The 22,303-nt window shown below is 41.4% G+C and carries 25 protein-coding genes and 1 pseudogene; 1 reads left to right on the plus strand and 25 read right to left on the minus strand.

The window, feature by feature from the left end:
• Nucleotides 1–130 precede the first annotated feature (130 nt).
• The 14 genes from FRX57_RS04945 to cpsA form a co-directional block, all read right to left on the minus strand.
• Nucleotides 131–1,081, minus strand: a complete 951-nt coding sequence (locus FRX57_RS04945) for an acyltransferase family protein (RefSeq protein WP_146567301.1) — start codon at nucleotides 1,079–1,081, stop codon at nucleotides 131–133.
• A 53-nt stretch (nucleotides 1,082–1,134) separates the two neighbouring features.
• Nucleotides 1,135–2,157, minus strand: coding sequence for a zinc-binding dehydrogenase (locus tag FRX57_RS04950; RefSeq protein ID WP_146567303.1), 1,023 nt, complete (start codon nucleotides 2,155–2,157; stop codon nucleotides 1,135–1,137).
• A 1-nt stretch (nucleotide 2,158) separates the two neighbouring features.
• Nucleotides 2,159–2,866 (minus strand): IspD/TarI family cytidylyltransferase, encoded by a 708-nt coding sequence (locus FRX57_RS04955; protein ID WP_146567305.1) that lies wholly within the window; start codon nucleotides 2,864–2,866, stop codon nucleotides 2,159–2,161.
• 60 nt (nucleotides 2,867–2,926) lie between these two features.
• Nucleotides 2,927–3,928 (minus strand): glycosyltransferase family 2 protein, encoded by a 1,002-nt coding sequence (locus FRX57_RS04960; RefSeq protein WP_146567306.1) that lies wholly within the window; start codon nucleotides 3,926–3,928, stop codon nucleotides 2,927–2,929.
• Nucleotides 3,929–4,003: 75 nt separating this feature from the next.
• A complete protein-coding gene (locus tag FRX57_RS04965) occupies nucleotides 4,004–4,822 on the minus strand; it encodes a LicD family protein (RefSeq protein WP_146567307.1) in 819 nt (272 codons plus the stop codon).
• 133 nt (nucleotides 4,823–4,955) lie between these two features.
• Nucleotides 4,956–6,305 carry an O-antigen polymerase gene (locus tag FRX57_RS04970; RefSeq protein ID WP_146567308.1) on the minus strand — a complete coding sequence of 450 codons (1,350 nt, stop codon included), beginning with the start codon at nucleotides 6,303–6,305 and terminating at the stop codon, nucleotides 4,956–4,958.
• Between the two features lie 57 nt (nucleotides 6,306–6,362).
• Nucleotides 6,363–7,154, minus strand: coding sequence for a DUF4422 domain-containing protein (locus tag FRX57_RS04975; RefSeq protein ID WP_146567309.1), 792 nt, complete (start codon nucleotides 7,152–7,154; stop codon nucleotides 6,363–6,365).
• A 4-nt stretch (nucleotides 7,155–7,158) separates the two neighbouring features.
• Entirely contained in the window at nucleotides 7,159–8,271 is a 1,113-nt protein-coding gene (gene glf, locus FRX57_RS04980; protein ID WP_146567310.1) for a UDP-galactopyranose mutase, read from the minus strand.
• A gap of 11 nt (nucleotides 8,272–8,282) precedes the next feature.
• The gene (locus FRX57_RS04985; RefSeq protein ID WP_146567311.1) at nucleotides 8,283–9,743 is read right to left on the minus strand and encodes a flippase; all 1,461 of its coding nucleotides are present in this window, start codon (nucleotides 9,741–9,743) and stop codon (nucleotides 8,283–8,285) included.
• Between the two features lie 13 nt (nucleotides 9,744–9,756).
• A complete protein-coding gene (locus FRX57_RS04990; protein ID WP_146567312.1) occupies nucleotides 9,757–10,395 on the minus strand; it encodes a sugar transferase in 639 nt (212 codons plus the stop codon).
• A 27-nt stretch (nucleotides 10,396–10,422) separates the two neighbouring features.
• The gene (locus FRX57_RS04995; RefSeq protein ID WP_146567313.1) at nucleotides 10,423–11,175 is read right to left on the minus strand and encodes a tyrosine-protein kinase; all 753 of its coding nucleotides are present in this window, start codon (nucleotides 11,173–11,175) and stop codon (nucleotides 10,423–10,425) included.
• 11 nt (nucleotides 11,176–11,186) lie between these two features.
• Entirely contained in the window at nucleotides 11,187–11,879 is a 693-nt protein-coding gene (locus tag FRX57_RS05000; protein ID WP_146567314.1) for a Wzz/FepE/Etk N-terminal domain-containing protein, read from the minus strand.
• 8 nt (nucleotides 11,880–11,887) lie between these two features.
• A complete protein-coding gene (gene cps4B, locus FRX57_RS05005; RefSeq protein ID WP_146567315.1) occupies nucleotides 11,888–12,619 on the minus strand; it encodes a capsular polysaccharide biosynthesis protein Cps4B in 732 nt (243 codons plus the stop codon).
• Nucleotides 12,620–14,074 (minus strand): LCP family glycopolymer transferase CpsA, encoded by a 1,455-nt coding sequence (gene cpsA / locus FRX57_RS05010; protein WP_146567316.1) that lies wholly within the window; start codon nucleotides 14,072–14,074, stop codon nucleotides 12,620–12,622. It lies immediately after the preceding gene.
• A 143-nt stretch (nucleotides 14,075–14,217) separates the two neighbouring features.
• Here cpsA and FRX57_RS05015 point away from each other — a divergent pair, with 143 nt between their 5' ends.
• Complete coding sequence (locus tag FRX57_RS05015; protein ID WP_146567317.1) at nucleotides 14,218–15,132, plus strand: LysR family transcriptional regulator; 915 nt, start codon at nucleotides 14,218–14,220, stop codon at nucleotides 15,130–15,132.
• Nucleotides 15,133–15,190: 58 nt separating this feature from the next.
• Here the strand turns inward: FRX57_RS05015 and rpmH are convergent, their stop codons facing one another.
• From rpmH to FRX57_RS05070, 11 genes and pseudogenes are all read right to left on the minus strand, one after another.
• Nucleotides 15,191–15,325, minus strand: coding sequence for a 50S ribosomal protein L34 (rpmH, locus tag FRX57_RS05020; protein WP_000831903.1), 135 nt, complete (start codon nucleotides 15,323–15,325; stop codon nucleotides 15,191–15,193).
• A 99-nt stretch (nucleotides 15,326–15,424) separates the two neighbouring features.
• Entirely contained in the window at nucleotides 15,425–15,805 is a 381-nt protein-coding gene (locus FRX57_RS05025) for a DUF3021 domain-containing protein (protein ID WP_146567319.1), read from the minus strand.
• Nucleotides 15,802–16,245 (minus strand): LytTR family DNA-binding domain-containing protein, encoded by a 444-nt coding sequence (locus FRX57_RS05030; RefSeq protein WP_146567321.1) that lies wholly within the window; start codon nucleotides 16,243–16,245, stop codon nucleotides 15,802–15,804. The genes FRX57_RS05025 and FRX57_RS05030 overlap by 4 nt, the downstream gene beginning before the upstream one ends.
• Before the next feature lie 147 nt (nucleotides 16,246–16,392).
• Nucleotides 16,393–17,439 (minus strand): RNA-binding cell elongation regulator Jag/EloR, encoded by a 1,047-nt coding sequence (gene jag / locus FRX57_RS05035; RefSeq protein ID WP_146567323.1) that lies wholly within the window; start codon nucleotides 17,437–17,439, stop codon nucleotides 16,393–16,395.
• A 10-nt stretch (nucleotides 17,440–17,449) separates the two neighbouring features.
• Nucleotides 17,450–18,265 (minus strand): YidC/Oxa1 family membrane protein insertase, encoded by an 816-nt coding sequence (locus tag FRX57_RS05040; RefSeq protein ID WP_146567325.1) that lies wholly within the window; start codon nucleotides 18,263–18,265, stop codon nucleotides 17,450–17,452.
• On the minus strand, nucleotides 18,243–18,608 hold the full coding sequence (gene rnpA, locus FRX57_RS05045) for a ribonuclease P protein component (protein ID WP_146567328.1): 366 nt from the start codon (nucleotides 18,606–18,608) through the stop codon (nucleotides 18,243–18,245). Before rnpA ends, FRX57_RS05040 begins: the two co-directional genes overlap by 23 nt.
• A 99-nt stretch (nucleotides 18,609–18,707) precedes the next feature.
• On the minus strand, nucleotides 18,708–19,724 hold the full coding sequence (locus tag FRX57_RS05050) for a LacI family DNA-binding transcriptional regulator (RefSeq protein WP_146567330.1): 1,017 nt from the start codon (nucleotides 19,722–19,724) through the stop codon (nucleotides 18,708–18,710).
• 11 nt (nucleotides 19,725–19,735) lie between these two features.
• Complete coding sequence (locus tag FRX57_RS05055; RefSeq protein ID WP_146567332.1) at nucleotides 19,736–20,482, minus strand: 16S rRNA (uracil(1498)-N(3))-methyltransferase; 747 nt, start codon at nucleotides 20,480–20,482, stop codon at nucleotides 19,736–19,738.
• Nucleotides 20,482–21,420 (minus strand): 50S ribosomal protein L11 methyltransferase, encoded by a 939-nt coding sequence (gene prmA, locus FRX57_RS05060; protein ID WP_146567334.1) that lies wholly within the window; start codon nucleotides 21,418–21,420, stop codon nucleotides 20,482–20,484. Before prmA ends, FRX57_RS05055 begins: the two co-directional genes overlap by 1 nt.
• Before the next feature lies 1 nt (nucleotide 21,421).
• Nucleotides 21,422–21,857, minus strand: a pseudogene (locus tag FRX57_RS05065) (NUDIX hydrolase).
• 5 nt (nucleotides 21,858–21,862) lie between these two features.
• The gene (locus FRX57_RS05070; protein WP_146567336.1) at nucleotides 21,863–22,300 is read right to left on the minus strand and encodes a DUF3013 family protein; all 438 of its coding nucleotides are present in this window, start codon (nucleotides 22,298–22,300) and stop codon (nucleotides 21,863–21,865) included.
• Nucleotides 22,301–22,303: the final 3 nt, after the last annotated feature.

Consider the following 22,303-nt stretch of genomic DNA (forward strand, 5'->3'; position numbering starts at 1 on the left):
TTTAATTTTTAATAACAAAGGATGCCACTGGGCAATTAATCCATCACGTCCAGGGAATCCTTGCCCTCAATGGGACTTTCTAGCCAATGCCTAGTCCAGTCAGGAGCTAGGTGTGCTTCTCTCAACAACATTAAAAGGTAATCAGTCGTTTACAAAAAGGTAGGTGAGCAATCAAGAAAGATAGGAGCCCACTCACAAGAAAAACAACAGGAATGGCAAGTAGGCTATTAGGGAACTGGGTAAGATCCCAAAAACGGCTCAATAAATTAATCAAATGAACATGTAAGATAAAAATCCCGGTTGTCAGCGATGAGGTCAATGTGATGATTGGTCGATACCTGTCAGGAAGCTCTAGCCGCATAAAGATAATAAAAATAGGAACCACCAAGATCTTAATCAGCAATGAATCATAGAAGTATTCTGCATAGGGCAGGTGAAAGACTTCCCGACAAATGGTAAATAGGATAACTGGTAATACCAATAGGCCCAGTCCTACCAGTCCTGCAAATGACTTAACCCAGCCACCAATGGCCTGTAAGAACTCTGACCGTCCCAACAAACCACCCAAAAGGTAGTAAGCTAACCAGGTCCACAATCGAAAGGTTTGAATAACCTGTCCCTGCAAGGGCACCAAGGAAGATGGCAAAACGACATTCAAGGCCTGAATCAAGGTTCCAATGAGTAAGAAGCCAAGGCTACTGGATAAAAGAAGCCGATAGGATTGAAACCAGCGGTGTAAGGGAGGAAGCATGACATAAATGATCATTAAACTTCCAAAAAACCAAAACTGGAAAAAATAACCTCGTTGCACCAAAGCTGCTAACATGTTTCTTAGGGGATTGTGGACCTCGCTACCCCCACCCCATTTCACTAACCAATATAACAGTGTCCAAAAGCTAACAATAACTAACATGGAGATGATTTTCTTCCCCACATAGCCGTAGTCGAGCTGGGGCTTGTTGAGCAAGAAGTAACCATTCATCATAAAGAACAAGGGAATTGAAAACGTTCCTAAATAGTAGAAATAAGCGTTTGGCGTCAACCCTTGGGATAAATCAAAACCATAATTTCTTGCTACCATAAAAATCACCTACCCGAATCATTAGCTTGACTGACGGAACAAGTCTCAACACCTTACATGTCCCACTTGAAGACCGTTTTAAAGGATGTCGTCAAATCAGTTGCAAAAACACGGTGAATATCATCAACAGATTGGACAGGATTTTCCAAGTAGATGATATTGCGTAGGCGATTTTGCACCGTCTTATCCTGCAACATCTCAACTGCCGCTTGAAAATCTGCACGCCCCGACCGTGAGGAACCCACAACGGTCAAGCCTTTTTCTAAAATATCACGTGTGTTGATGGCAATTTTATTTTCGCTAACACCCATCAAGACCACTGTGCCTTGTGGTTTGAGGTAATCGATAATATCATTGATGGCTGGTTCACTGCCTTGACCACCAGCACACTCAAAGGCATGGTCAAAACTCAAATCAGCCGGCACCTCATTAGTCAGGTAGGTTGAATCAACAAAATTAAACAGGCGGAGTTTTTCCACATTGCGACCAATGACCGTGATTTTCATCTCAGGGAATTTATAGTGGAGGGCGGTCGCCAAGACATAAGACAGGCTACCATCCGCCAAGATAACCACTCGCTCACGTTGGTGATGGGCTAGCTTGTCAAAACGCTCAATGGCGTGCATGCTGACGCTCGAAAATTCCGACAGGGCGGCAATCTCATCTGCAATATCTTGATAAGGGACCACACGATCCACTGGGAGGGCAACCACTTCCTGCATGAACCCATCAAAGCCACTAGATAAGAAATGGAGCCCTTTAAGGTAGTTTTCATAAAAGGTTTCATCCCCTAGATGAGGTGGTTGGTTGGGCACCATGACCACCTTTTGTCCAGGTTGATAGGTATTGGTTGGATCAGCTAGGACAATGCCGCTAGCTTCATGAATCGGAGCCATTGGTAGTTTTTTAGCTAGCACCTTAGGATCACGTTTTCCTTGGTAATAGCGCTGATCAGCATGACAGATGGCCATGTAATGGGGCTTGATTAAGACCCTGTCAGAGGTGTTCATGTCAACTTCTTCATATTTGATGGAAATGGTTTTAGGTCTAATTAATTGATAAACTTGATTTAACATCTTAATTTTCCTCAATCATGCTACGAGCAATCTTTAAGTCAGTAACCGTTGTAATTTTGATATTAGCATAGTCACCCTTGGCTAAGGCAACCTGTTTGCCACTGATAACAAATATTTTACAAGCATCTGTTAAGACTTCCTTATCTTCAGCTGAAAGGGCCTGATAAAGGGTAAGAAAATCAGTCATGCGGAAACTCTGTGGTGTTTGACCTTGGTAGAGATACTGACGCTCTGGAATTTCTGAAATGACCTGACCATCTCGACTTTGAACAATGGTATCTGTCGCCTCAACTACTGTGTCAACCGCATCATTGGTCTGAGCCAGTTGGATATTTTCCTGAATAGTTTTGAGACTAACAAAAGGACGAACAGAATCATGGGTCACAATGATATCATCAGCAGTAATGGCCTGACGGTCATTGATAGCGTTAATGATATTTTCAATGGTGGTATTGCGATCTGTGCCACCTGCAGTCACCCAGATACGCTCTTTATAGCTAGACAAATACTTGTCAATCAAGTCCTCTGTATAAGTCACCCAGTCCGGATGAACGCCCACTACAACCACATCAATTTCTGGCACCAAAATAAATTTCTCCAAGGTATGGACCAAGATAGGACGATTACCCAACTCCAAAAATTGCTTTGGCATATCCTGTAGGCCCATACGAGTGCCTTTACCGCCAGCTAAAATACCTGCATAAATCATTCATTAAACCTCTTTCTTCTCTATCAGCCATTATAGCGGCTTTTCTTTCTGGCACTAGACCTAGCCCCAGTTTTTGATTCCATTTCTGTATATTGGTTTGAGTAACCATAGGCCAATATAATTCGTCACTCGTGCCAAAGTAATAATTTTCCCAGTTTTACCTTCTGTTAAAACACTTGTATAAATCTTGATAGAAAGGCTCTTGATTAACTGATCATAAGCTTTAAATCGAGCGATAGTTTCAAACGACATCGGTGACAATAAGATGGTTTTTAAGGCAGAAGCATAATAAGAAGCTACTCTACGTTGCAAATAAATGTAATTTGGATGGTCTTCATATTCTGAGATATAAGTCACCAACTGTTGGCAGATGTCTAAAGTCATTTGAGCATTCTTGAGGCGTGACTCCTTGCTGACACTTTGACCGTCTCGGCCAAGACGATAACAATAGACGGGATAGTCAAAATACTGAATCGTCTTGGCAAAAGGAATCGGAAGGGTACAAAATAGTTGATCTGTGTAAAAGAGCCGCTCTGGTAGTTTCAAGCCAGCTGCACGAAGAACACTTGTCTTATAACACATGGCCCACATTCCTAAGATTGGTGGATTGGCCACTTCCGCAATTAAAAGCTCTTGGTGAGGGGGCAAATAATCACCATAGGCCTGTGTCTCCATCTCTGGCATGCTTGGACCTTTTAGAAAAGAAGTCACAACCAAATCTGTATCAATCACTTTCAACTGTTTTACCAGTTGGTCAAGAGCCTCTGTCTGTACCCAATCATCACCGTCTAGTAGCTTAAAGTACTTACCGCTGGCATGCTCCAAACTATAGTTAACTGTCGTTCCATAGCCACCATTCGTTTTATGGACAGGAATAATACTAGTAGGGTATTTTTTCTGATAATCTTGGGCAATTGACAGAGTCGCATCCTGCCCACCATCATCAACCACAAAAATTTCCAAATCATCAATATATTGGGAAGCCACCAAACTATCCAAGGTTTCCTCAATATAATCCGCAACATTATAAGCTGCAATTGAAATGGTTAATGTTTTATTCATTTATTCTCCTTCTATTTTCCTATCTCAGTAGGCTTTACACCTTTAAAACTAGGCAACTCCTTGGATGACTACTCCCTATAATTTAATAATTTCATATTGATGCGGTGCACGATCTTCAATAGGAGGCAGTTCCATATAATTAGGGCCATAAATCGCTTCAAGATATCCGATATAATCCATTGGAGCATTTACCATAAGATCTTCAAATTGTAGAACAGTGCCCCGACCAAAATACTTACTTGGAACAATCTCACGTAACTTATAGGCCCCCGTATAATTACCAGCATATTCCTCAGACATGTCATATTTACTAATCACTTTGATATAGTACTGCTGGTATTTCTTATAATTTAACACGTTCTCAATCTTGAATACATCTGCTAATTTAATAATGACTTTTTCTAACAACGGACGATTTTTTTTATTGACATTAACAATTTTATTGAACTGCGATAACTGCACCATCATTCTAGCAAACAGGTAGTGTTTCCCATGCCAGTATTTTTTTACTTTATTAGCTGGCATACCATCTAAAGGAAAAATATCTATCCACAAGGCTTGCTCAGACCTTTCATTACTATAAGTCATGATAATACTTGTGCTTTTATCCTGTAAGTTCATAAATGCTTTGGTAAACTCTGGGTTTACCTTTTCATTAACCAATTGGTAAGGTGCCTTAAACTCTTCTTGTGGCAGATTCATCAGAAACTCATAATCAGTACGTGGCATGCCAATATCAATGTCATCATCCCAAGGGATAAATCCTTGATGTCTAACAGCACCCAGTAAAGTTCCCCCTAAAATATAATAGGTTAACTGGTGTTTTTCACAGATTCTAATAAATTCTTTTAAAATAGCCAATTCTTTTCGCTGAATCAGTTTTATATTGTCCATAACTATTACTCTTCCTTCCAATGAAGTCTTCAACTATCACAATAAACCCGCTGGCTTGGATTATATAGTAGTACAGCTTCTCACGAATTCTTACAGAAACTAACCCCCATAACACTTATAAATACTTTTTACATTATTTTTTTAAGGTAAGTTTAAAAGTACCAAGCTTAATCCCTCGATTAAATAGAATACCTCCCATAATAAAGGCCAAAACAAGCATAGTGAGATTTTGTTTATTTAAAATCGTTTCATAAAAACGATTAGAGAAAAAGAGCATCACTAAGTCATTAAACAAATAAGCATAAACAAATAAGCTAAAATCAAAATTTATAGCACTTTTTGCCTCCATAATTTTTCGATAACTTATTGAATAATAGCCAGCTAAAATGGTTACTAAAGGAACAACTCCAAACCAGCCAAAATCATACAAGAATTGATAAAATGTTGTATAAACATTTCCTAAACCATATGTTGCATTAGCTCTAACAAAAGGAAGATTAAGTAAAAATCCACTTTTCAAAAAACTATTATAAAAAGATATAAAAGTTTGTTCTCCAAACACCTCTGTTAATCTAGGCAAATCATAGTTCTGAATAAAAGTATCTAAATTCCAAAGAGGAGCTCCAAAATAAATAAACAAATAATGGAAAATGTTATAAGAATTGGTTCGTCCATAAAGGCTTAGGGTACTCAAAAATAAAATAATTAGTACAATAGCCCATCGGATAAATTTTCTAAAAATCTTACGTTTTTGAAAAATTTGTAAACCATTTCTTACAGATAAAGCATAATAAATAAAAGCAGTAAAGGTCATCACACGAAAAATTGGACTACGACTACCGCTGAAATACATACCAATAACAAGTAATATGACAGTTAAAATTTGAGACCATTTTACTCTTTTGGTTACAATAAAATTATTAACAATAACATAAACAGTTAAATAGCTTCCTGCTAATACCAGCATTGATAGGGCAGTATAATAGAATGGCCTATGGACGGCTAGGCTTCGGTAGATCTCAGGTCTAAATTTTACTAAATTATCATATAAAGAAATCATCTCTGATAATGACCTTGACCCTCCATAAGCATTTGATAATCTTTGGAGAAACCTATAATTCGAATAAATTAGAAAAACAGATAATATATTGAATAGCCAAGATACCCATGATGATAATTTCAAAAAAGAAAGTTTACTAGAAACTACTGTTGTCATATTTTTAAAACTATTCATTTTCCTATCAATTATAACTGCGTTATAGATATTGAAAAATGTAAATATCAAGTAGCTTCCTAGCAGTAAACCTAAAACTTCCGTATGAAAGATGATATTCAAATAACTTGTTGCTATCAAACACATAATGGATTGAACTAAAAACATTAAAATGAATATCATGGATGGTGCCAAAAAATCCTTATTACATATATAATAGTTAAAAACTAAAAATAGTAAAGACAAGAAAATAATTACATATAAAACCATTGAATCGCCAGAAACTTTGTTTCTTCTAATCCTTTCTAGCCTAATTTAAATACCAACTTAAAAACTCTGTCCATACTTTTTGCCCATAAACTTAGCCTGCAAGAAGGATTTTCCTTTATGCCATAGATTAACCTTTTCCATGTACATGAAGGGCACTTCTTTGATGCTAAGCTCTTTTTTAGCCAACCAAACATTGAACAAACGCTCACTGACCCGGCCAAATAGCCGAGCATCAAAGGCTGAATAGCCAGAGATATCTAAACGAGCATACAGTTGGTCAATAATCGGGAACAGCCAGCTACAATAATCATTGACCAAATCTTTGGACATGACAAACATGTTAAACATGTAGCCACTCCGTTGGGCCATGACCCTGTCAAAGACTGCCACATCATCAGGGGCAATTTCTGCTAAAATCTGACGGGTGACTTCCAAGTGCTGGGCATCGTGGGTGTGGGCATAATGCGAATAGAGGGTCTCAATGTAATAACGACGTTTCTTAGGCAAAATCACATCTGCCTCTGCCAATAACGTCTCCAAATCCTCCTGACCCAAAATCACATCATCAATAAGCAGGTCCTCACGGTAGGGCTGAGCCTTCTTGGTCAGATAACGACGATAGTGGACCAAACCCAGATAATCACAATCCAAATTTTTCCAAGCCCAATAAAGACCCGTCAACTCACAATAATAGGGATTTAAGTGGGAGATATGGTCTCCCGAGTCATCTCCCCTATAACCTAAATCTTCTTTCCCCAAACGTCCGACATGGAGTGGCAAATAGAGCTGGTCATCCTTAGGCATTTGAAACCGTTTATGGGTGGCAACGATAATCTTTATATTTTTCAAGTTCTTAGTCCTTCAATTCACCACGAACACATTGTAGGGCCGCTGCAATGACTTGGTGCATATCATAGTAGCGATAGTGACCTAGACGACCACCAAAGATAACATTTTCTTGTTTCGCTGCCAAGTCTTTATAAGCCTTGTACAAGTGGTTGTTACGGTCATTATTGACTGGATAATAAGGTTCATCTCCCTTAGCCCAAGTCTTAGAGTGCTCTTTGGTAATAATGGTTTTTGGCTGCGTACCAAATTCAAAATGTTTGTGTTCAATAATCCGTGTGTAAGGTGTTTCACTGTCTGTGTAGTTCACCACCGCATTCCCTTGATAATTTTCCATATCAAGTGTCTCTGTTTCAAAATGCAGGCTACGGTATTCCAACTCACCTAGCTCATAATCAAAGAATTCATCAATCATCCCTGTAAAGACAATCTTTGGATAGTCTGCCAAGTACTGTTCTTTGTTGGCAAAAAAATCAACGTTGACTTCTACATCAATATTGTCATGGGCCAACATTTTTTCCACGATTTGTGTGTAACCACCAATCGGGATACCTTGATAGGTGTCATTAAAGTAGTTGTTGTCATAGGTCAAACGAACTGGCAAACGGCGGATGATAAAGGCTGGAAGTTCTGTACAAGCCTTGCCCCATTGTTTCTCGGTATAGTCCTTAATCAATTTTTCATAAATATCCGTTCCCACCAAAGAAATCGCCTGCTCTTCCAAGTTCTCAGGTGTTTTGCCACCAAGAACTGAGCGTTGCTCATCAATTTTAGCCTGAGCCTCTGCTGGTGTCACCACACCCCACAACTTGTTAAAGGTATTCATGTTGAAGGGAAGGTTATAAATCTCTCCCTTGTAATTGGCAATAGGGGTGTTGGTATAGCGGTTAAACTCCGCAAATTGATTGACATAATCCCAAAGTTCCTTGTCTGACGTATGGAAAATATGGGCACCGTATTGATGAACTTGAATCCCTTCTTCTTCACGCGTATAGATATTACCCGCGATGTGGTCACGTTTTTCAATGACCTTGACTTTCTTCCCTTTAAGGGCGGCTTCATGAGCAAAGACTGCACCAAACAAGCCCGCTCCAACAACTAAATAATCGTATTGTGACATAAGAATTTCCTTTACTTTACTCGTTTTAATTTGTTTAAGATTGATTGATAAATGCCCTTAATAAAGGGTTCCCCAGACCATAACAAGAGAAGACCGTAGAGGCCAAAAAAGATCATTCCTGTAATAGCTAGGCTGAAAAAAGGACTGACGGTCAGGATAGGTTTGAGCAAGACGGTTAGACCCGCTACTAAACCTGTCATCAAGACCACTTTCAAGACGGAACTGTTTTTCAGCATGTCCAAAATCAAGTCTCGCAAAAAGAAGATTTGAACCAGGGCAACTGATAATTCTGCCATGCTGCCTGAAAAGGCTGTCCCGCTGGCTCCCATTGAGGGAATTAAAATCAGGTTCAAGACCAAGTCAACCAAGGCACCTACAATGGTTGAATAGACTACCAAGATTTCACGATTGGTTGGCACTAAGAGTTGAAAGCCCATCAAATTGGATAAACCAATGAATAAAATGGTTGGCATAATCAACTGCATAGGAAGAACCGCTGGTAAAAACCCTTCCCCTGAGATAAAGAGAATACTCTCCTTGGCCATAATCATGAAATAAACCATCAAGGGCACTGAAATGACAAACACAAAATTGACAGCCTTCTGCACCAAGGCCTTAAACTCCACGTGCTTGCCTTGTTCATAATAATTGGATAGGCGAGGCAGGAGAACTGCCCCCAAGGAAGTCACCACCCCAACCAAGATTTGTTTAAGTTTGACAGCCGCCGAATAATAACCAACTTCCACATCACCTGACATAAAGCCCAGTAAGGTGGTATCAACACTCAAATAAATGGTCGCAGATACTGACAAGAGAAAAAAGGTCAGACTGGGTTTAATGTGAGGTCGTAGGTCTAGTTTCTCAGTTGGTCTCAAACTCACTATCTTTCTCAGATTGATAAAATTTAAGAGATTTGAGCCTACCGAAGCAAAAACACTAATGCCAGCATATAAAATGTAATCATCGGTTTCCTTGACCAAGACCAGTAACAACCCCAGGCCGATGACCTTAAAAACAATAGACCGCAGGGTGATATAGGAATAACGTTCCAAGGCCCGATAAAGCCAATCGACACCCAGGACATTGAATAAGAGGGTTGACCCCAAGACCAGGTAAAGAACCCTTTCCTGATTGAGACGGTCAACGGACAAGACTGCAATAACCAGGGCGATTAAGGCAAAAACCATCACAATCAAATTTAAGAGCATAATCTCTTGGACGGTTTTTTCTAACTTTCGTTGATCATCTCGAATCTTGGCACAGGCTCGAATGGCATAGGTTGGAATGCCCAACATGCCAACCATCGAAAAATACGAAATAATAGATGTCGCAAAGGTAACAGTACCGATACCACTAGCACCCAAGACCCGTGAAGCATAAGGGAAGGTTATTAAAGGAAAAATAAAATTGGAAATGGTTAAAATAAAATTCATGATGAAATTTAACTTAACCGATTGATATTTATTAGCCATAACTCCCCCAATCTTAGTGGGCTCCCTGACGTGTTAAGACTTTTTTCACCGTCAATAGCATGATTTTCACATCTAAGGCTAAGGATATATTTTTAGCATAGTAAAGCTCCAACTCACAACGTTCAGGGTAGTAAACTTCACTACGTCCTGATACTTGCCACCAGCCTGTTGCCCCTGGTTTGACTGATAGCAACTCCTTTTGCTCCTCAGCAGTGTATTCGCTTAACTCATCCTCCAGGATAGGTCTTGGGCCAATAAAACTCATATCTCCTTTGAGAATATTGATAAATTGCGGAAATTCATCAATACTAGTTCGACGGATAAACGCTCCAATATTTGTCAATCTAGGGTCTTCTTCAGGGGCTAGTTTATAGCTATTATCAATGTATTTTTGATAAAGTTTCTTATCCGATTTGAGAATCTCCTCAGCATTAGGAACCATTGACCTAAATTTGATAATCTTAAAGGTCTTCCGATTTAAACCAAATCGCTCTTGGGTAAAGAAGATACTTCCAGAATAACCTTTAACCTTATAAATGATAAAAATGACAATGAAACTAGGGATAAAGCCTAGCAAAATCCCTAACAAGGCAATAATAATATCTATTAGCCGCTTAACATAGTTAATGTAAATATTATTTAATACATTCATTGTCTCCTTCTTTCTAAGATACGTTTTCTAATCTTCTGAACGCTTTGCCTTCTTTTTCTTACGTTTTTGTTTCTTCTCTGCAGCCTTACCGTATTCACCGTAACGACCGTAACCACCATAACCACCGTATGAACCATAAGAATCCAAGGTTGGATCAACCTTATTCAAAATAATCCCCAAGAACAGGGCACCACTTTGCTCCAGTTGTTCCTTGGCCTTTTGAACAAACTTGCGCTTGATACTACCCGATTCTGTCACCAAAATGCTGGCGTCACACTGTTTAGCAATGATAGCCGCATCAATAACTAGACCAATTGGTGGAGAATCAATGATGACATAATCATACAAGTCACGTACCGTGTTTAGCATCGTTGTAAAATTGGTATTCTGCAAGAGATTGGTTGGGTTAGGTGGTACCTTACCTGACGGGATGACCATAAGGTTTTCCACATTAGTATCACAAATGGCATCAGACAACTGACTATTACCTGATAGGTAGCTAGACAAGCCTGTAATCCGACTAGTCGCCTTAAAGGTTCCTGTCATGACCGAATTCCGGGTGTCGGCATCAATCAAGAGGGTTTTAAAACCAGCGCGAGCAAAAGAGATAGCTAGGTTGGTTGAGGTTGTTGATTTTCCTTCATTGGGTTGAACAGAACTAACAACAATAATTTTCAACTCCGTTCCGCTAAATTGAATATTTGTTCGAATAGAATTATAATACTCTTCTGCTTTTTTAGCTAAGAGGGCCTTGCCTCTGACTAATTCTAACTGTGACATAAATCCTCCTCTTACAACTTATCAGTATCTGGAACCACACCAAGCAAGGTGATTCCCAAAACTTCTTCAACATCTTCTGGACGCTTAACACGGTCATCTAAAATCTCCATCAACAAGACACTGATGACAGCTAATACACCACCAACCAAGGCACCCAAAACAACATTACGCTTGATATTTGGAGATGATGGTTCTTCAGAAGGCTCTGCCACTTCTAGAGTGGTCACATCTTCCACACGGGTAACGCTCTTGATTTTCTCTGCGGCAATCTCACGAATAGAGTTAGCCAAACTACTTGCCAGTTGTGGGTCCTTATCTTCAACCAAAATTGAAATCACCCGGGTATCTGTCGGAATTGAGACCTTAACCTTTTTCAACAGGTCTTCAACGTCCATAGACAGACCATTGTTGGCGATGACTGCTGATAGCACATCATTTGACCGAATAATTTCCTTGTAGTCGTTAACCAAGTAATCACCCGCCTGCAAGTCCTGAGTTGTGATGTTATTGCTATTAGAATTCTGATTAACCACGTAAATACGAGTTACCGATGTGTATTCTGGTGTAATCAAGAAAAGACTGATTAACAAACCTGACAAGGCTCCAACAACAGCAATTAAAGTAATCAGAAACTTATTGCTCCATAATTTTTTCAACAAATAAAGCACATCAATTTCTGCAGTTTGAGATGGTTGTGTATTCATTTTTACTCCTATATAAATTTATTTTCTAGTAAGACGCTTGGGTTAACTTCAAATAGGTCCTGTGCTCGCTGACGCCCAAACTCTTTACGAATTAATTCTTGCGCTTCTTTCATATATGGGGGACGCTCTGTCAAATTGTGCATGTCACTGGCAACACAGTGGACCAAGTCTTCCTCTAAGAAATAGCGCGCCCGTTTTTTAAAAACCTTATGACGGTCACCAAAGAATTTTGGCTTTAAAACATGATTGGAATTAATCTGAGTATAGCACCCCATGTTAATCAGCTCCTGTACCCGCTTTTTGTCAAATTCCAAAGCATTGTACCGCTCAATATGAGCAATCAAAGGGGTAATCCCCAGCAGAAGGACCTGGGTCAAGGCATTGTGCATGTCTTTCCAAGACGTTGTCATGCTGAACTCAATTAGGGCAAAACGTGTGCCCGCCATCGTAGGGACTGTCTGTTGCTCCAAACCTGCTTGAACGCGGTCAGAATAATAAAGTTCTCCACCATACAGGAGGGTCAGGTCCGGCAACTGCTCAGCCACAGCCTCCTTGACAAGCTGGAAATTTGCCCAAATTTTTTCCTCAGGGGTTTCAAACATGCCTTTACGCCGATGAGATGTCGCTACAATGGTACGAACCCCCTGACGATAACTTTCCTTAATTAAGGCTAGGCTATCCTCCAAGGTTTTAGGCCCATCATCCACGTCAAAGATAATGTGCGAATGAACATCAATCATCTACCTACCCTCCATTGTATCTTGTATTGCTTGCTTAACAGTCGCTAGACTGTTGTCATCAATGGTCATCATGTACAGACTAGCATTTGGCATTGCGTAGGAAGTCAATTGCCCTGTTGAACCAGTTCCCGTTAGGGCTTGAGAAACGACTGTGTAACTCTGACCAGATTTCAACTGGTTATTAGCCAAGGACATCATGGTTGGCAAAGGCATATTGGTCTGTACCGAACTTCCCAAACCATTGATAATATTAGAGAAATTTGACAGGGAATTAACTGATACTAGCTTGTTAATCACCGCAGCAATAACCTTTTCTTGGTTTTTACCACGATCATTATCCCCATTTGCCAATGAATAACGTTCACGAACAAAGGCCAGAGCCTGCTCAGAGTTGAGGCTGACATTGCCGACTGGGAAACTATACTTGCTATTAGTCCAACTCGTAAAGGCCTGGTCATTATAGACCTCAATCCCTCCGACTAAGTCAATCAAGGTCAAGAAAGAGGTAAAGTTGATACGAGCATAATAATCCAACTTAATGCCATAGAGATTTTCCAGGGTTTTCATGGATGTTTCCACACCGTAAATCCCCGCATGGGTCAGCTTATCATACTGATTGTTTCCCCCATCAGGAATTTGAACGTAGGCATCTCGAGGAGTGGTGGTCAATAGGACCTTATTGGTGTTTTGATTGACCGTCATGATGATGTTAACATCTGAACGCGATACCGATGAGATGGGGCCGTAAGTGTCAATCCCACTGATATAAATATTGAAGACCCCTGCATTCGTTTGTGTATCTGTAGTTGGTGGGGTGATTTCTTTTTTCACCTTGTAGCTATAAATGGTTTTAATCTTAGTCGCATAATCGTCTTCCAACAAACTCATGTAAGCACTGTTTAAAACCATTGCCTTGCTGGCCCCCGTGGTCAGCTTATTATAGGCTTCTGAATAAGAATCAACCTCTTGGGGAGTGAGGCTAATCCCTTTTTCTTCCTGTAATTGGCCTAATAAGGACTCAATATTGGTCCTATCCTTGGCCACTGGCGCTTGTATTTCCGTCACTTGTGAGACATCTGTTATCTCGCTATCTGCCGGAACCACCACGCTCATTTCTACTTCAGAAAACGAGGCTGTTTGATTGAGTTTTCCGGTCACATCAATCGTCGATTTAAAGAAGAACAGCGTCACCAAACCAATTAGGGTAACGACCGTCAGTAAGACCGTCGTTATACGACTGGCCTTTTTTAAGAGAATCAGGACTAAACCTAATAAAAATACAATCAACAGGACAACTGTATAAATCACATTGACCTGACTAAAATCTAAAAATTGATAGGAATACATGGTGAAAATCACCATTAAAGCAACGATTGTGTAAACCAATAAGAGCGCCAAATTGGCTACTCCCCAGGCTGATAATCTCTTGCGACTCCTACTTCTTCTACTTGCCATGTTCAGTTCCTTAATTTACTAAATCTTAATTATTCCTTAAAGTATCGCTTAATTATATCATATTCACTTTGTTTTTTCAATTTATAGCCTTTTTATCATCCTTTTTCTTCTCTCATCAAGATGACATGTGATAAAATAGAAACATGCGTATTCAACAACTTCATTACATCATCAAAATCGTCGAAACTGGCAGTATCAACGAAGCTGCCAAGCAGCTCTTTATTACCCAGCCCAGCCTATCTCACGCTGTTCGTGAATTGGAGCAGGAGATGGGGATTGAGATTTTCATTCGTCATTCTAAGGGCATTACCTTGACCCGCGACGGTGTCGAGTTTCTCTCCTATGCTCGGCAGGTCGTTGAGCAAACCTCACTCTTGGAAGAACGGTACAAGAACAAAACAGCCAACCGGGAACTCTTCAGTGTTTCCTCTCAGCACTATTCTTTCGTGGTTAATGCCTTCGTGGCCCTACTGAAAGGGATTGACATGAGCCAGTATGAGCTTTTTTTACGCGAAACCAGAACCTGGGAAATCATTGACGATGTGAAAAATTTTCGCTCAGAGATTGGTGTCCTTTTTCTCAACAATTATAACCGTGATGTCCTAACCAAGATGTTTGATGACAACCAACTGACCTACACCAGTCTCTTCAAGGCCCATCCCCATATCTTTGTCAGCAAAGACAATCCCTTGGCCAACCGTCAACAGGTCAGCCTTGATGAATTGGCTGATTTTCCCTATCTCAGCTATGACCAAGGTTTCCATAACTCCTTCTATTTTTCAGAAGAAATCATGTCACAACTCTCCCATAAAAAGTCAATCGTGGTCAGTGACCGTGCCACCCTCTTCAACCTGATGATTGGTCTGGATGGCTATACCTTGGCAACTGGGATTCTCAATAGCAACCTCAACGACCACAATATCGTTTCCATCCCTCTTGATGTTGACGATGAAATTGAGATTGTTTATCTTAAACACCAAAAAGCCAATCTCTCAAAAATGGGCGAAAAATTTCTTCATTTTCTCCTTGAAGAAGTGCCTGACCCGACCAGTCTCTAAGCTAAACGAATAACACAAAAAAACCAACAGACTCGAGTTACTGTTGGTTTTTCTTATCTTATGCAGATAAAACTTTACGTCCTTTACGACGACGGCTTGCTAATACGCGACGACCGTTTTTAGTTGACATACGGTGACGGAAACCGTGTTTACGTTGACGACGAATTTTACTTGGTTGATAAGTACGTTTCACGATTTGGACCTCCTCATAGATTTTCGTATAGGTTTAGCCGGCTATTGTTGATCAGATACTAAACATACCATATCATTTTATCTCAAAAGATTGGCCTTGTCAAGCTCTTTCTTTCAAATGCTGGTTAATCTTTTTGGCCTTAGCCAGACCATAAACAAACAAAATTCCCCAAATGATGAGATAAGTGATGAAAAAGTTGACGATAAAATCGGCGAAACTAGCTAGATTTACCCAACCATTATAGACATTCATCCCACCAATCAAGAGAAAGAGGGCCAGGCAGTGAAGAAACGAACGCAGCCACAAACTCCATTTTTCAATATCGTAAACCAAACTGACCACGCCAATCAGGGCACTGACTAGACTGACACTGAGTACATTGCTCACGCTAGGGACTAATTGGAAAGTCACCAACTGCCACAAAAAGACGAATGAGCCAATGCCCACACCAACTGAAGCTGCTACCACTATTTTTTTCATATTCCTAAGGTCCTTTCTAAATTCTTGACATAACGACGACTAACTGAGGTTTTCAAGCCCTTGCTTAAATGAGCCAAGAGATTGCCTGAAAAACTGGCCTCCAAACTTTTGAGATGATTGATGTTAATAATGGTCTGCCGTGAAATCTGCACAAAGTCTGCCACATTCAACCGCTCCTTAAAGCGATAAAGACGGTCTTTTAACTCAAAACGCTGGCTGGTCGGCTCCACAACCAAACGATCAGCCACCACTTCTACCAAAATCACATCTGCTTGAGCCAGCAAAATAATGCGATCGTCAACCTTAATGGCTAACTTATCCAACTGACCAAAGGTTTCCAAATAAGCCACTAAAGCTGCCACCTCTTGGTCATAGGCTTGTTTAGAGAGGGTTATGAGTAACTCCTCTTGGTCCAAATCTTGTTCAAATCTCCATTTCATTGATTTCTCCTTTCCCTTATGTACTCTTATCATAGCATGATTAGTAACTCTTGTGGGCCAATCCTTGCCAAGTGGTTAAAAAAGACTGGTCAAAGGTCCTTATCTGCAAACAAAAAGAGGATTGGTTGCTTCAATCCTCTTTATTCTCTACTGGTCAGCTAGGGTCACCACCACATAGCGATTGGGGTCACTACCCTCTGAATAACTAACAACACCATCCATCTTAGCAATGGTCTTATGAACAATTTTACGTTCCTGATTGCTCATTGAATCCATGACATAGTCCTCGCCTGAACTTAGTACCCGCTGGGCAATTTTTTGCGTGAACTCAATCAGGGTTTCCATGCGATGTTCAACATAGTCATGGACATTGATGGACACTGCAAAATGACGGGCATAGCGGTCATACAAGAAATTCTGCGCTAGCAACTGAAGAGACTTCAAGACCTTACCATGGTAGCCAATCACGCGCCCTGCCTCTGGTGTTTCAATCTGAAGGCTGATTTGTCGACGGTCATACTTCACATCTAGGCTAGCATCTACATCCATCTCATAGATAATCTGTTTAACATAGTCGGCCACCTCCTGGGCTGCCTCTTCTATCTTAACCTGACCGATTTCTTGACCTTCTTCAACAAGATGACCCGTCTCAGAACTCAACATTTCCCCACTAGATACTGACGCCTCTGCGACCGAATCAGGCACCAACTCAAGAGCCGTAACCACTTCGGGCTTTAACACCTCCGAAGAGAGCTCCTCTGATTTTCCAAGCTCCTCAACTGGTGCCGGCTCCGCCTCTACCAAGTCCTTGTCAAAATCTAGACCTAGAGCATCCTTCAACATTGATTTCGAGAAAATTTTCGATTCTGATAGGTTTTCCTCCTTCACCTTATCAACCAATTCTCCCCGCTCTTCCAAGCGCTTAATAATGCTAGTCACCTTCCGTAACTCTTTCGTATCACCAAAGGTTTGTGATAAATCAGGCTTATCCTTTTTAGTCGCCTGCAAATGATCAGCTAAAGCTACCGGGCTAATGGGTTCCATGTCAACCTGGGCAGGTTTTTTACCAAAACCAAGGAAACCTTTCTTCTCCCGCGAAAGAACTTGAATATGGGCCTTAATCCGAGAAATCTTCAACTCTTTTAGCCCCTTATCAATTGCCTCTTCAACAGTACTTCCTGTGAATACTACCATGATTGTCTCCTTATTTCTTTCTCTTCTGTGCTTTTTTCTTGGCACGTCTGATTTTCATTGTTTTTTCTTTCTCTTCCTGGGCCAAACGCTGGCGCTCAGCAATTATTTTAAAGGGGTTATTCAACAACAAAATTTGGAAAACTTGATAAGCATTAGATACTGTCCAATAAAGAACAACCCCACTAGCTAGATTGAAACTAATGAGCAAAATCATCACTGGCATCATATAGGTCATGGCTGTCATGACACTATTTTTCTCAATAGCTGATCTGGTCGTCAACCAAGATGATAAAAAAGTTAAAGCAGCGGCTAAAAGCGGTAGAATAAAATAGGGGTCAGGTTTCGCAATCTCTGTCCACAGAAAAGACCCCGTCTTCAAGAAATCCACCCGTGTCAGAGCCTGATAAAGGGCCAGGAGTACTGGCATCTGAATCAACAACGGTAGCAAACTGGCATAAGGATTGACCCCGTGTTCCTGATAAAGGGCCTGACTGGCTTCGGCCAGACGTAAACGGCTATCCGTATCCTTGCCTGGATATTGTGCTTGGAGGGCCCGCAACTGGGGTTGTAAATCCTGCATTTTTTGGCTAGATTTTTGTTGCATATTAAAGAGTGGAAGAAGCACTGTCCTAATCAACAAGGTAAAAAGCACAATCCCTAACCAAATTTGGCCACCAAATGACAGGGCCTGAATCCCCTGGGCAAAGAAATAAACAAATTTTTCCCACAGACTAGCCGACTGGGGCGAAATCCTGCCCTGACCACAAGCCGATAGCAGAAGGAGACTTGCTCCCAAAACTGCACTAAGCTTTACTTTCCGTTTCATCTTCCAATCCTTCCTGATAAAGTTTCGCTAATTTCAAAACATGGAGGAGATTTTGTCGTATCTCCTGATGAGTCAATTCCTCAACACCCTTTCGTGCAATCACAACAAAATCATAGGGGCGCAGATGAGCACTAAAATCCTGTAAGAGATGGCGTAATTGACGTTTTATCGCGTTTCGAACGACCGCATTGCCTAATTTTTTACTTACAGATAGGCCGACACGAAAATGTGGCTGCTCCTTTTCCAAAAAATAGACCACAAACTTTCGATTAGCCAGGCTGGTTCCCTGCCGAAAAATCATCTCAAAGTCTCGTTCTGTCTTTACCCGATAACTCTTTCTCAAACTATCACTCCAACTATTCTAAGGTTACTCTATTATACCATATTTGTGGAAAAAGCCACAAGGACAGGGATAAATTAACAAACAGCCTCCTTAACAAAACTAAGAAGGCTGTTGCAAATTTGGGGTAGAGTCACGTTCAATAATCTCATGGGTAATATGAGCAATCTCCTCTTGGCCTGTCTGATTTAGGACTAATCTAGCTGCTGTCTGTCCCAACTCCATTGGAAAAATTTCAACCGAGGATAGCGAAGGCATTGCCATTTCTGCTAGAACTGAGTTATTAAAACTGATGATGGCATAACGGCGCGAAGAAATTTTCAAGGCCTTAAACAATTTCTGCAAACGAATAGCCATGGCATCATCACAAGTAATGAAAGCCTGAATTTGACGATTTTTCTGTAAAAAACTCCGCAAGGTCTGCTCATTTTTCTCACTATCCACCCGCGATAACATCATGGCATAGCTTGGTCGCTGATGATCACGCATGACTTCCTCATAGCCAGCATAACGGTCTGCCTGTACCAATTCATTCATGTCCGTATAAGCATAGCAAATCTGGGTATAACCTTTATCTAGCAGAAAAGTTGCCACATCCTGACCTGCTCGGTAGTTGTCATTGTCAACAAAGGCCACCTGAGATGTTGGCTGACCATAAGATTGACCAACCACGACACAAGCCACGTCTTGCTCTAACATAAACTGAAAGACAGGGTCATTTTTTTTAGAATATAAAAAGATAAATTTGGCAATATGGCCACTGCGAATCAGGTTTTGTAAATTGGTCATCATCTCTTCTTCCGTCCGCCCTGTTGCCAAACTAACCATAAATTGATGTTCCGTACACACACTAGCAATTCCTTGAATCAACTGCATGAAAAAAGGATTGTTTCCAAGAAAATCTTGATTTTCCCGAACTGGTAGGACAATACCGATCGTATTGGCATGACGTTTCACTAGATTTCTCGCCGAATAATTAGGGGAGTAGTCCAATTCCTTCATGGCCTGACGGACCCGCTGCTTAGTTGCCTCACTAATCATCGCACTGTCATTCATGACTCGTGAAGCCGTTGAGGGCGACACACCGGCCAACTTCGCCACATCTCTAATGGTTACCATTGTTTTTCCTCCTAACCCTTTAGTTCCAGGGCAACACTAACCGCACTCAAGGCGTACAAGGGAGCCGTTTCTGCCCGCAAAATTCGTGGCCCCAAACCGACTGACACCGCCCCCAAATCAGTCAAGTCTGCCACTTCTGCTGGCGAAATGCCACCCTCTGGGCCAAAGATAAAAAGGATTTTTTGACCCGGCTCCAACTGGGACAAGCCCTTGACCAGCTGAGCTTGCTCGCCCTGTTTGGCGCTTTCTTCATAGGCCAGAAAAATCTGGTCAAACTGAGCAACCTCTGCCAAAAAGTCTTTTTTATGGGCAAACAGTTGCACACTTGGGATTTTATTACGTTTGCTCTGCTGAGCAGCCCCCTGAGCAATTTTTTCTAGTTTTTCTGCTTTTTTTGCCAGTTTTTTAGCATCCCAACGAACCACCGACCAGTCAGCTGGAAAAGCCCATAGCTGACTAGCCCCAAGCTCTGTTGCCTTCTGGGTCACAAATTCCAGCTTATCCCCCTTGGGAAAGCCCATAGCAATAGTCACCGCAACGGGTAACTCGACATCATCAACCAAGTCTTCCACAAGGGTCAGCAGCTGCTCATCCCTATCACTTATCCTAGCCAAACGCTTGATGCCATCATCAAAGACCAGGACAACTTCGTCATCAACTTGCAGTCGCATGACGGTAAACATGTGCTTGCTGATGTCCTTATCAGTCACCTTAACTTGCTCGCCACTAGGCAAGCCCTTGATAAAATACTCTTGCATTAGCCACCAATCACTCCTGAACGATTCTCGGTCTTTTTGAAAACACAGGCATGCCACTCCCCTTGAATGAGATGGGTTTCAAGGAAAAATCCTGCCTCTTCCGCCTTATCCTTGACCAGTTCCCACTTGTCAGAGATAATCCCTGACATAATCAAATAACCCTCTGGTTTGACCAAGCGATAAGCATCTTGAGTCAAATGCACCAAGATATCTGCCAAGATATTAGCCACAATCACGTCAGCCTCATGGGGCACCCCTCGTAACAAATCACCTGCTGCCACCTGGATATTAGCCACCGTTTGATTAAGAGCAATATTTTCCTCAGCCACGCGCACCGCTACATCATCTAAATCATAAGCATAAATCTCTTTTGCTCCCATGAGCGAACTAGCAATAGAAAGAACACCAGAACCCGTGCCCACATCAATGACCGTCTCACCTCCACGCAGGACCTGCGACAGGGCAAAAAGACTCATCTTGGTCGTTGGGTGAGTGCCTGTCCCAAAAGCCATGCCAGGATCCAGACGGATAACCTTCTCGCCTGCCATAGGCTCATACTCCGTCCATGATGGCACAATGGTTAAATCATGGGTAATCCGAGTCGGCTCATAATATTTTTTCCAATTGTCCGCCCAATCTTCCTCGGCCAATTCAGTGACACTGACTCTTGCCTCCTCAATGGCCAAGTCTCGCAAGCCTTGCTCAATCCTTTCACGCACCCAAACCAAGTCCATGGTGTCCGGATAGTAGCCCGTCACGACAATTTGGTCGGATTGTTCCACGTCCAAAAAAATCTCGCCGAAACGATTTTCCTGCTCCAAATAATCCGCCGTGTCGCTAATGGCCACGCCCTGACTTCCTGTTTCAATCAAGAGATTGCTAACCAATTCCTCTAAATCACGCTTAACCGTGACCTCAATTTCTTGCCATTTGTCCATTTCATTTCCTTTCTTCCTGCCATTTGAGAAAATCGCTCAAACGCTCTTTTAACTGGGGAATAACCCTGTCACTGGTCAAAAAATCCTCAACAGCTATCAGCCTGCCCCTCATCTCCAAAAACAATCTGCTCAAATACTGTCTGAGTGATTGGAGCCACCATAAAAACGGATGACAGCCTAGGGTTGATAATTCCCTGATAGGTTCTTGCCCAGATAATTTCTTCTTTCTTTATGACTAATCCTAACTCTTCCCAGACCTCGCGCTGCAAACAGGCAAAAGATGTCTCCCCTTCTTCTCTTTCCCCACCTGGAAAATCCCACATATTAGGATAAGGGATATCTGGTTTATCGTCTCGTAAGATTGTCACCACTTGATTTTCCAACAAAAGAGCGATTTTTGCCCCCGAAAATACCTGTTCCTGCTCTAAAACATCCAACACATCTAATACCTCGGATAAGGATAAAAGTCCGTCTCGGTCAAATCTGCTCTGCCATTGTCAAAGGCTTCCGCGTTCCAAACCATGGTAAAATCGTCCTGTTCATCGTCCAGCAGGAAATCCATGATGCCGTCCAGTCCCTCGTCAGCCACTTGATTGAGGTAGTGGGCAAAATAAGCTAAGAACTCACGTGAAAACCCCTTTTTAGGGTCAAACGGTAGGGCCACTAAATAATCATCTGCGTCAAACTTGGTCTTGGCTGGGTTGTAAAAAAGAACAAACTCCTCCAAAACCACAGGCTCTTCCAGCTGATCTGCTCCAAGTTCAAGAATAAAGCTAAGCTCCACCGCATGATTCTGCTTTTGCCAATCCAGGGCATAATCATAGTGAAACTGCTTGTCCATTTCTTCTTCTAGTACACTCAAAAATCCATACTTACTCATGTC

Origin of the sequence: Streptococcus cuniculipharyngis (assembly GCF_007859195.1) — a bacterium.
Taxonomy (GTDB): Bacteria; Bacillota; Bacilli; order Lactobacillales; family Streptococcaceae; genus Streptococcus; species Streptococcus cuniculipharyngis.

Excerpts from the sequence above, each read along its gene's own strand:
- jag (WP_146567323.1), bottom strand. The coding sequence starts at position 17,439 with ATGGTAGTATTCACAGGAAGTACTGTTGAAGAGGCAATTGATAAGGGG.
- FRX57_RS04955 (WP_146567305.1), bottom strand. The coding sequence starts at position 2,866 with ATGATTTATGCAGGTATTTTAGCTGGCGGTAAAGGCACTCGTATGGGC.
- FRX57_RS05070 (WP_146567336.1), bottom strand. The coding sequence starts at position 22,300 with ATGAGTAAGTATGGATTTTTGAGTGTACTAGAAGAAGAAATGGACAAG.
- FRX57_RS04990 (WP_146567312.1), bottom strand. The coding sequence starts at position 10,395 with ATGAATGTATTAAATAATATTTACATTAACTATGTTAAGCGGCTAATA.
- FRX57_RS05030 (WP_146567321.1), bottom strand. The coding sequence starts at position 16,245 with ATGAAATGGAGATTTGAACAAGATTTGGACCAAGAGGAGTTACTCATA.
- FRX57_RS04985 (WP_146567311.1), bottom strand. The coding sequence starts at position 9,743 with ATGGCTAATAAATATCAATCGGTTAAGTTAAATTTCATCATGAATTTT.
- FRX57_RS04995 (WP_146567313.1), bottom strand. The coding sequence starts at position 11,175 with ATGTCACAGTTAGAATTAGTCAGAGGCAAGGCCCTCTTAGCTAAAAAA.
- FRX57_RS05025 (WP_146567319.1), bottom strand. The coding sequence starts at position 15,805 with ATGAAAAAAATAGTGGTAGCAGCTTCAGTTGGTGTGGGCATTGGCTCA.
- FRX57_RS04970 (WP_146567308.1), bottom strand. The coding sequence starts at position 6,305 with ATGGTTTTATATGTAATTATTTTCTTGTCTTTACTATTTTTAGTTTTT.
- glf (WP_146567310.1), bottom strand. The coding sequence starts at position 8,271 with ATGTCACAATACGATTATTTAGTTGTTGGAGCGGGCTTGTTTGGTGCA.
- FRX57_RS05015 (WP_146567317.1), top strand. The coding sequence starts at position 14,218 with ATGCGTATTCAACAACTTCATTACATCATCAAAATCGTCGAAACTGGC.
- FRX57_RS04945 (WP_146567301.1), bottom strand. The coding sequence starts at position 1,081 with ATGGTAGCAAGAAATTATGGTTTTGATTTATCCCAAGGGTTGACGCCA.
- FRX57_RS05055 (WP_146567332.1), bottom strand. The coding sequence starts at position 20,482 with ATGCAAGAGTATTTTATCAAGGGCTTGCCTAGTGGCGAGCAAGTTAAG.
- cpsA (WP_146567316.1), bottom strand. The coding sequence starts at position 14,074 with ATGGCAAGTAGAAGAAGTAGGAGTCGCAAGAGATTATCAGCCTGGGGA.
- prmA (WP_146567334.1), bottom strand. The coding sequence starts at position 21,420 with ATGGACAAATGGCAAGAAATTGAGGTCACGGTTAAGCGTGATTTAGAG.
- FRX57_RS05040 (WP_146567325.1), bottom strand. The coding sequence starts at position 18,265 with ATGAAACGGAAAGTAAAGCTTAGTGCAGTTTTGGGAGCAAGTCTCCTT.
- FRX57_RS04950 (WP_146567303.1), bottom strand. The coding sequence starts at position 2,157 with ATGTTAAATCAAGTTTATCAATTAATTAGACCTAAAACCATTTCCATC.
- FRX57_RS05050 (WP_146567330.1), bottom strand. The coding sequence starts at position 19,724 with ATGGTAACCATTAGAGATGTGGCGAAGTTGGCCGGTGTGTCGCCCTCA.
- FRX57_RS04960 (WP_146567306.1), bottom strand. The coding sequence starts at position 3,928 with ATGAATAAAACATTAACCATTTCAATTGCAGCTTATAATGTTGCGGAT.
- cps4B (WP_146567315.1), bottom strand. The coding sequence starts at position 12,619 with ATGATTGATGTTCATTCGCACATTATCTTTGACGTGGATGATGGGCCT.
- FRX57_RS04965 (WP_146567307.1), bottom strand. The coding sequence starts at position 4,822 with ATGGACAATATAAAACTGATTCAGCGAAAAGAATTGGCTATTTTAAAA.
- FRX57_RS05000 (WP_146567314.1), bottom strand. The coding sequence starts at position 11,879 with ATGAATACACAACCATCTCAAACTGCAGAAATTGATGTGCTTTATTTG.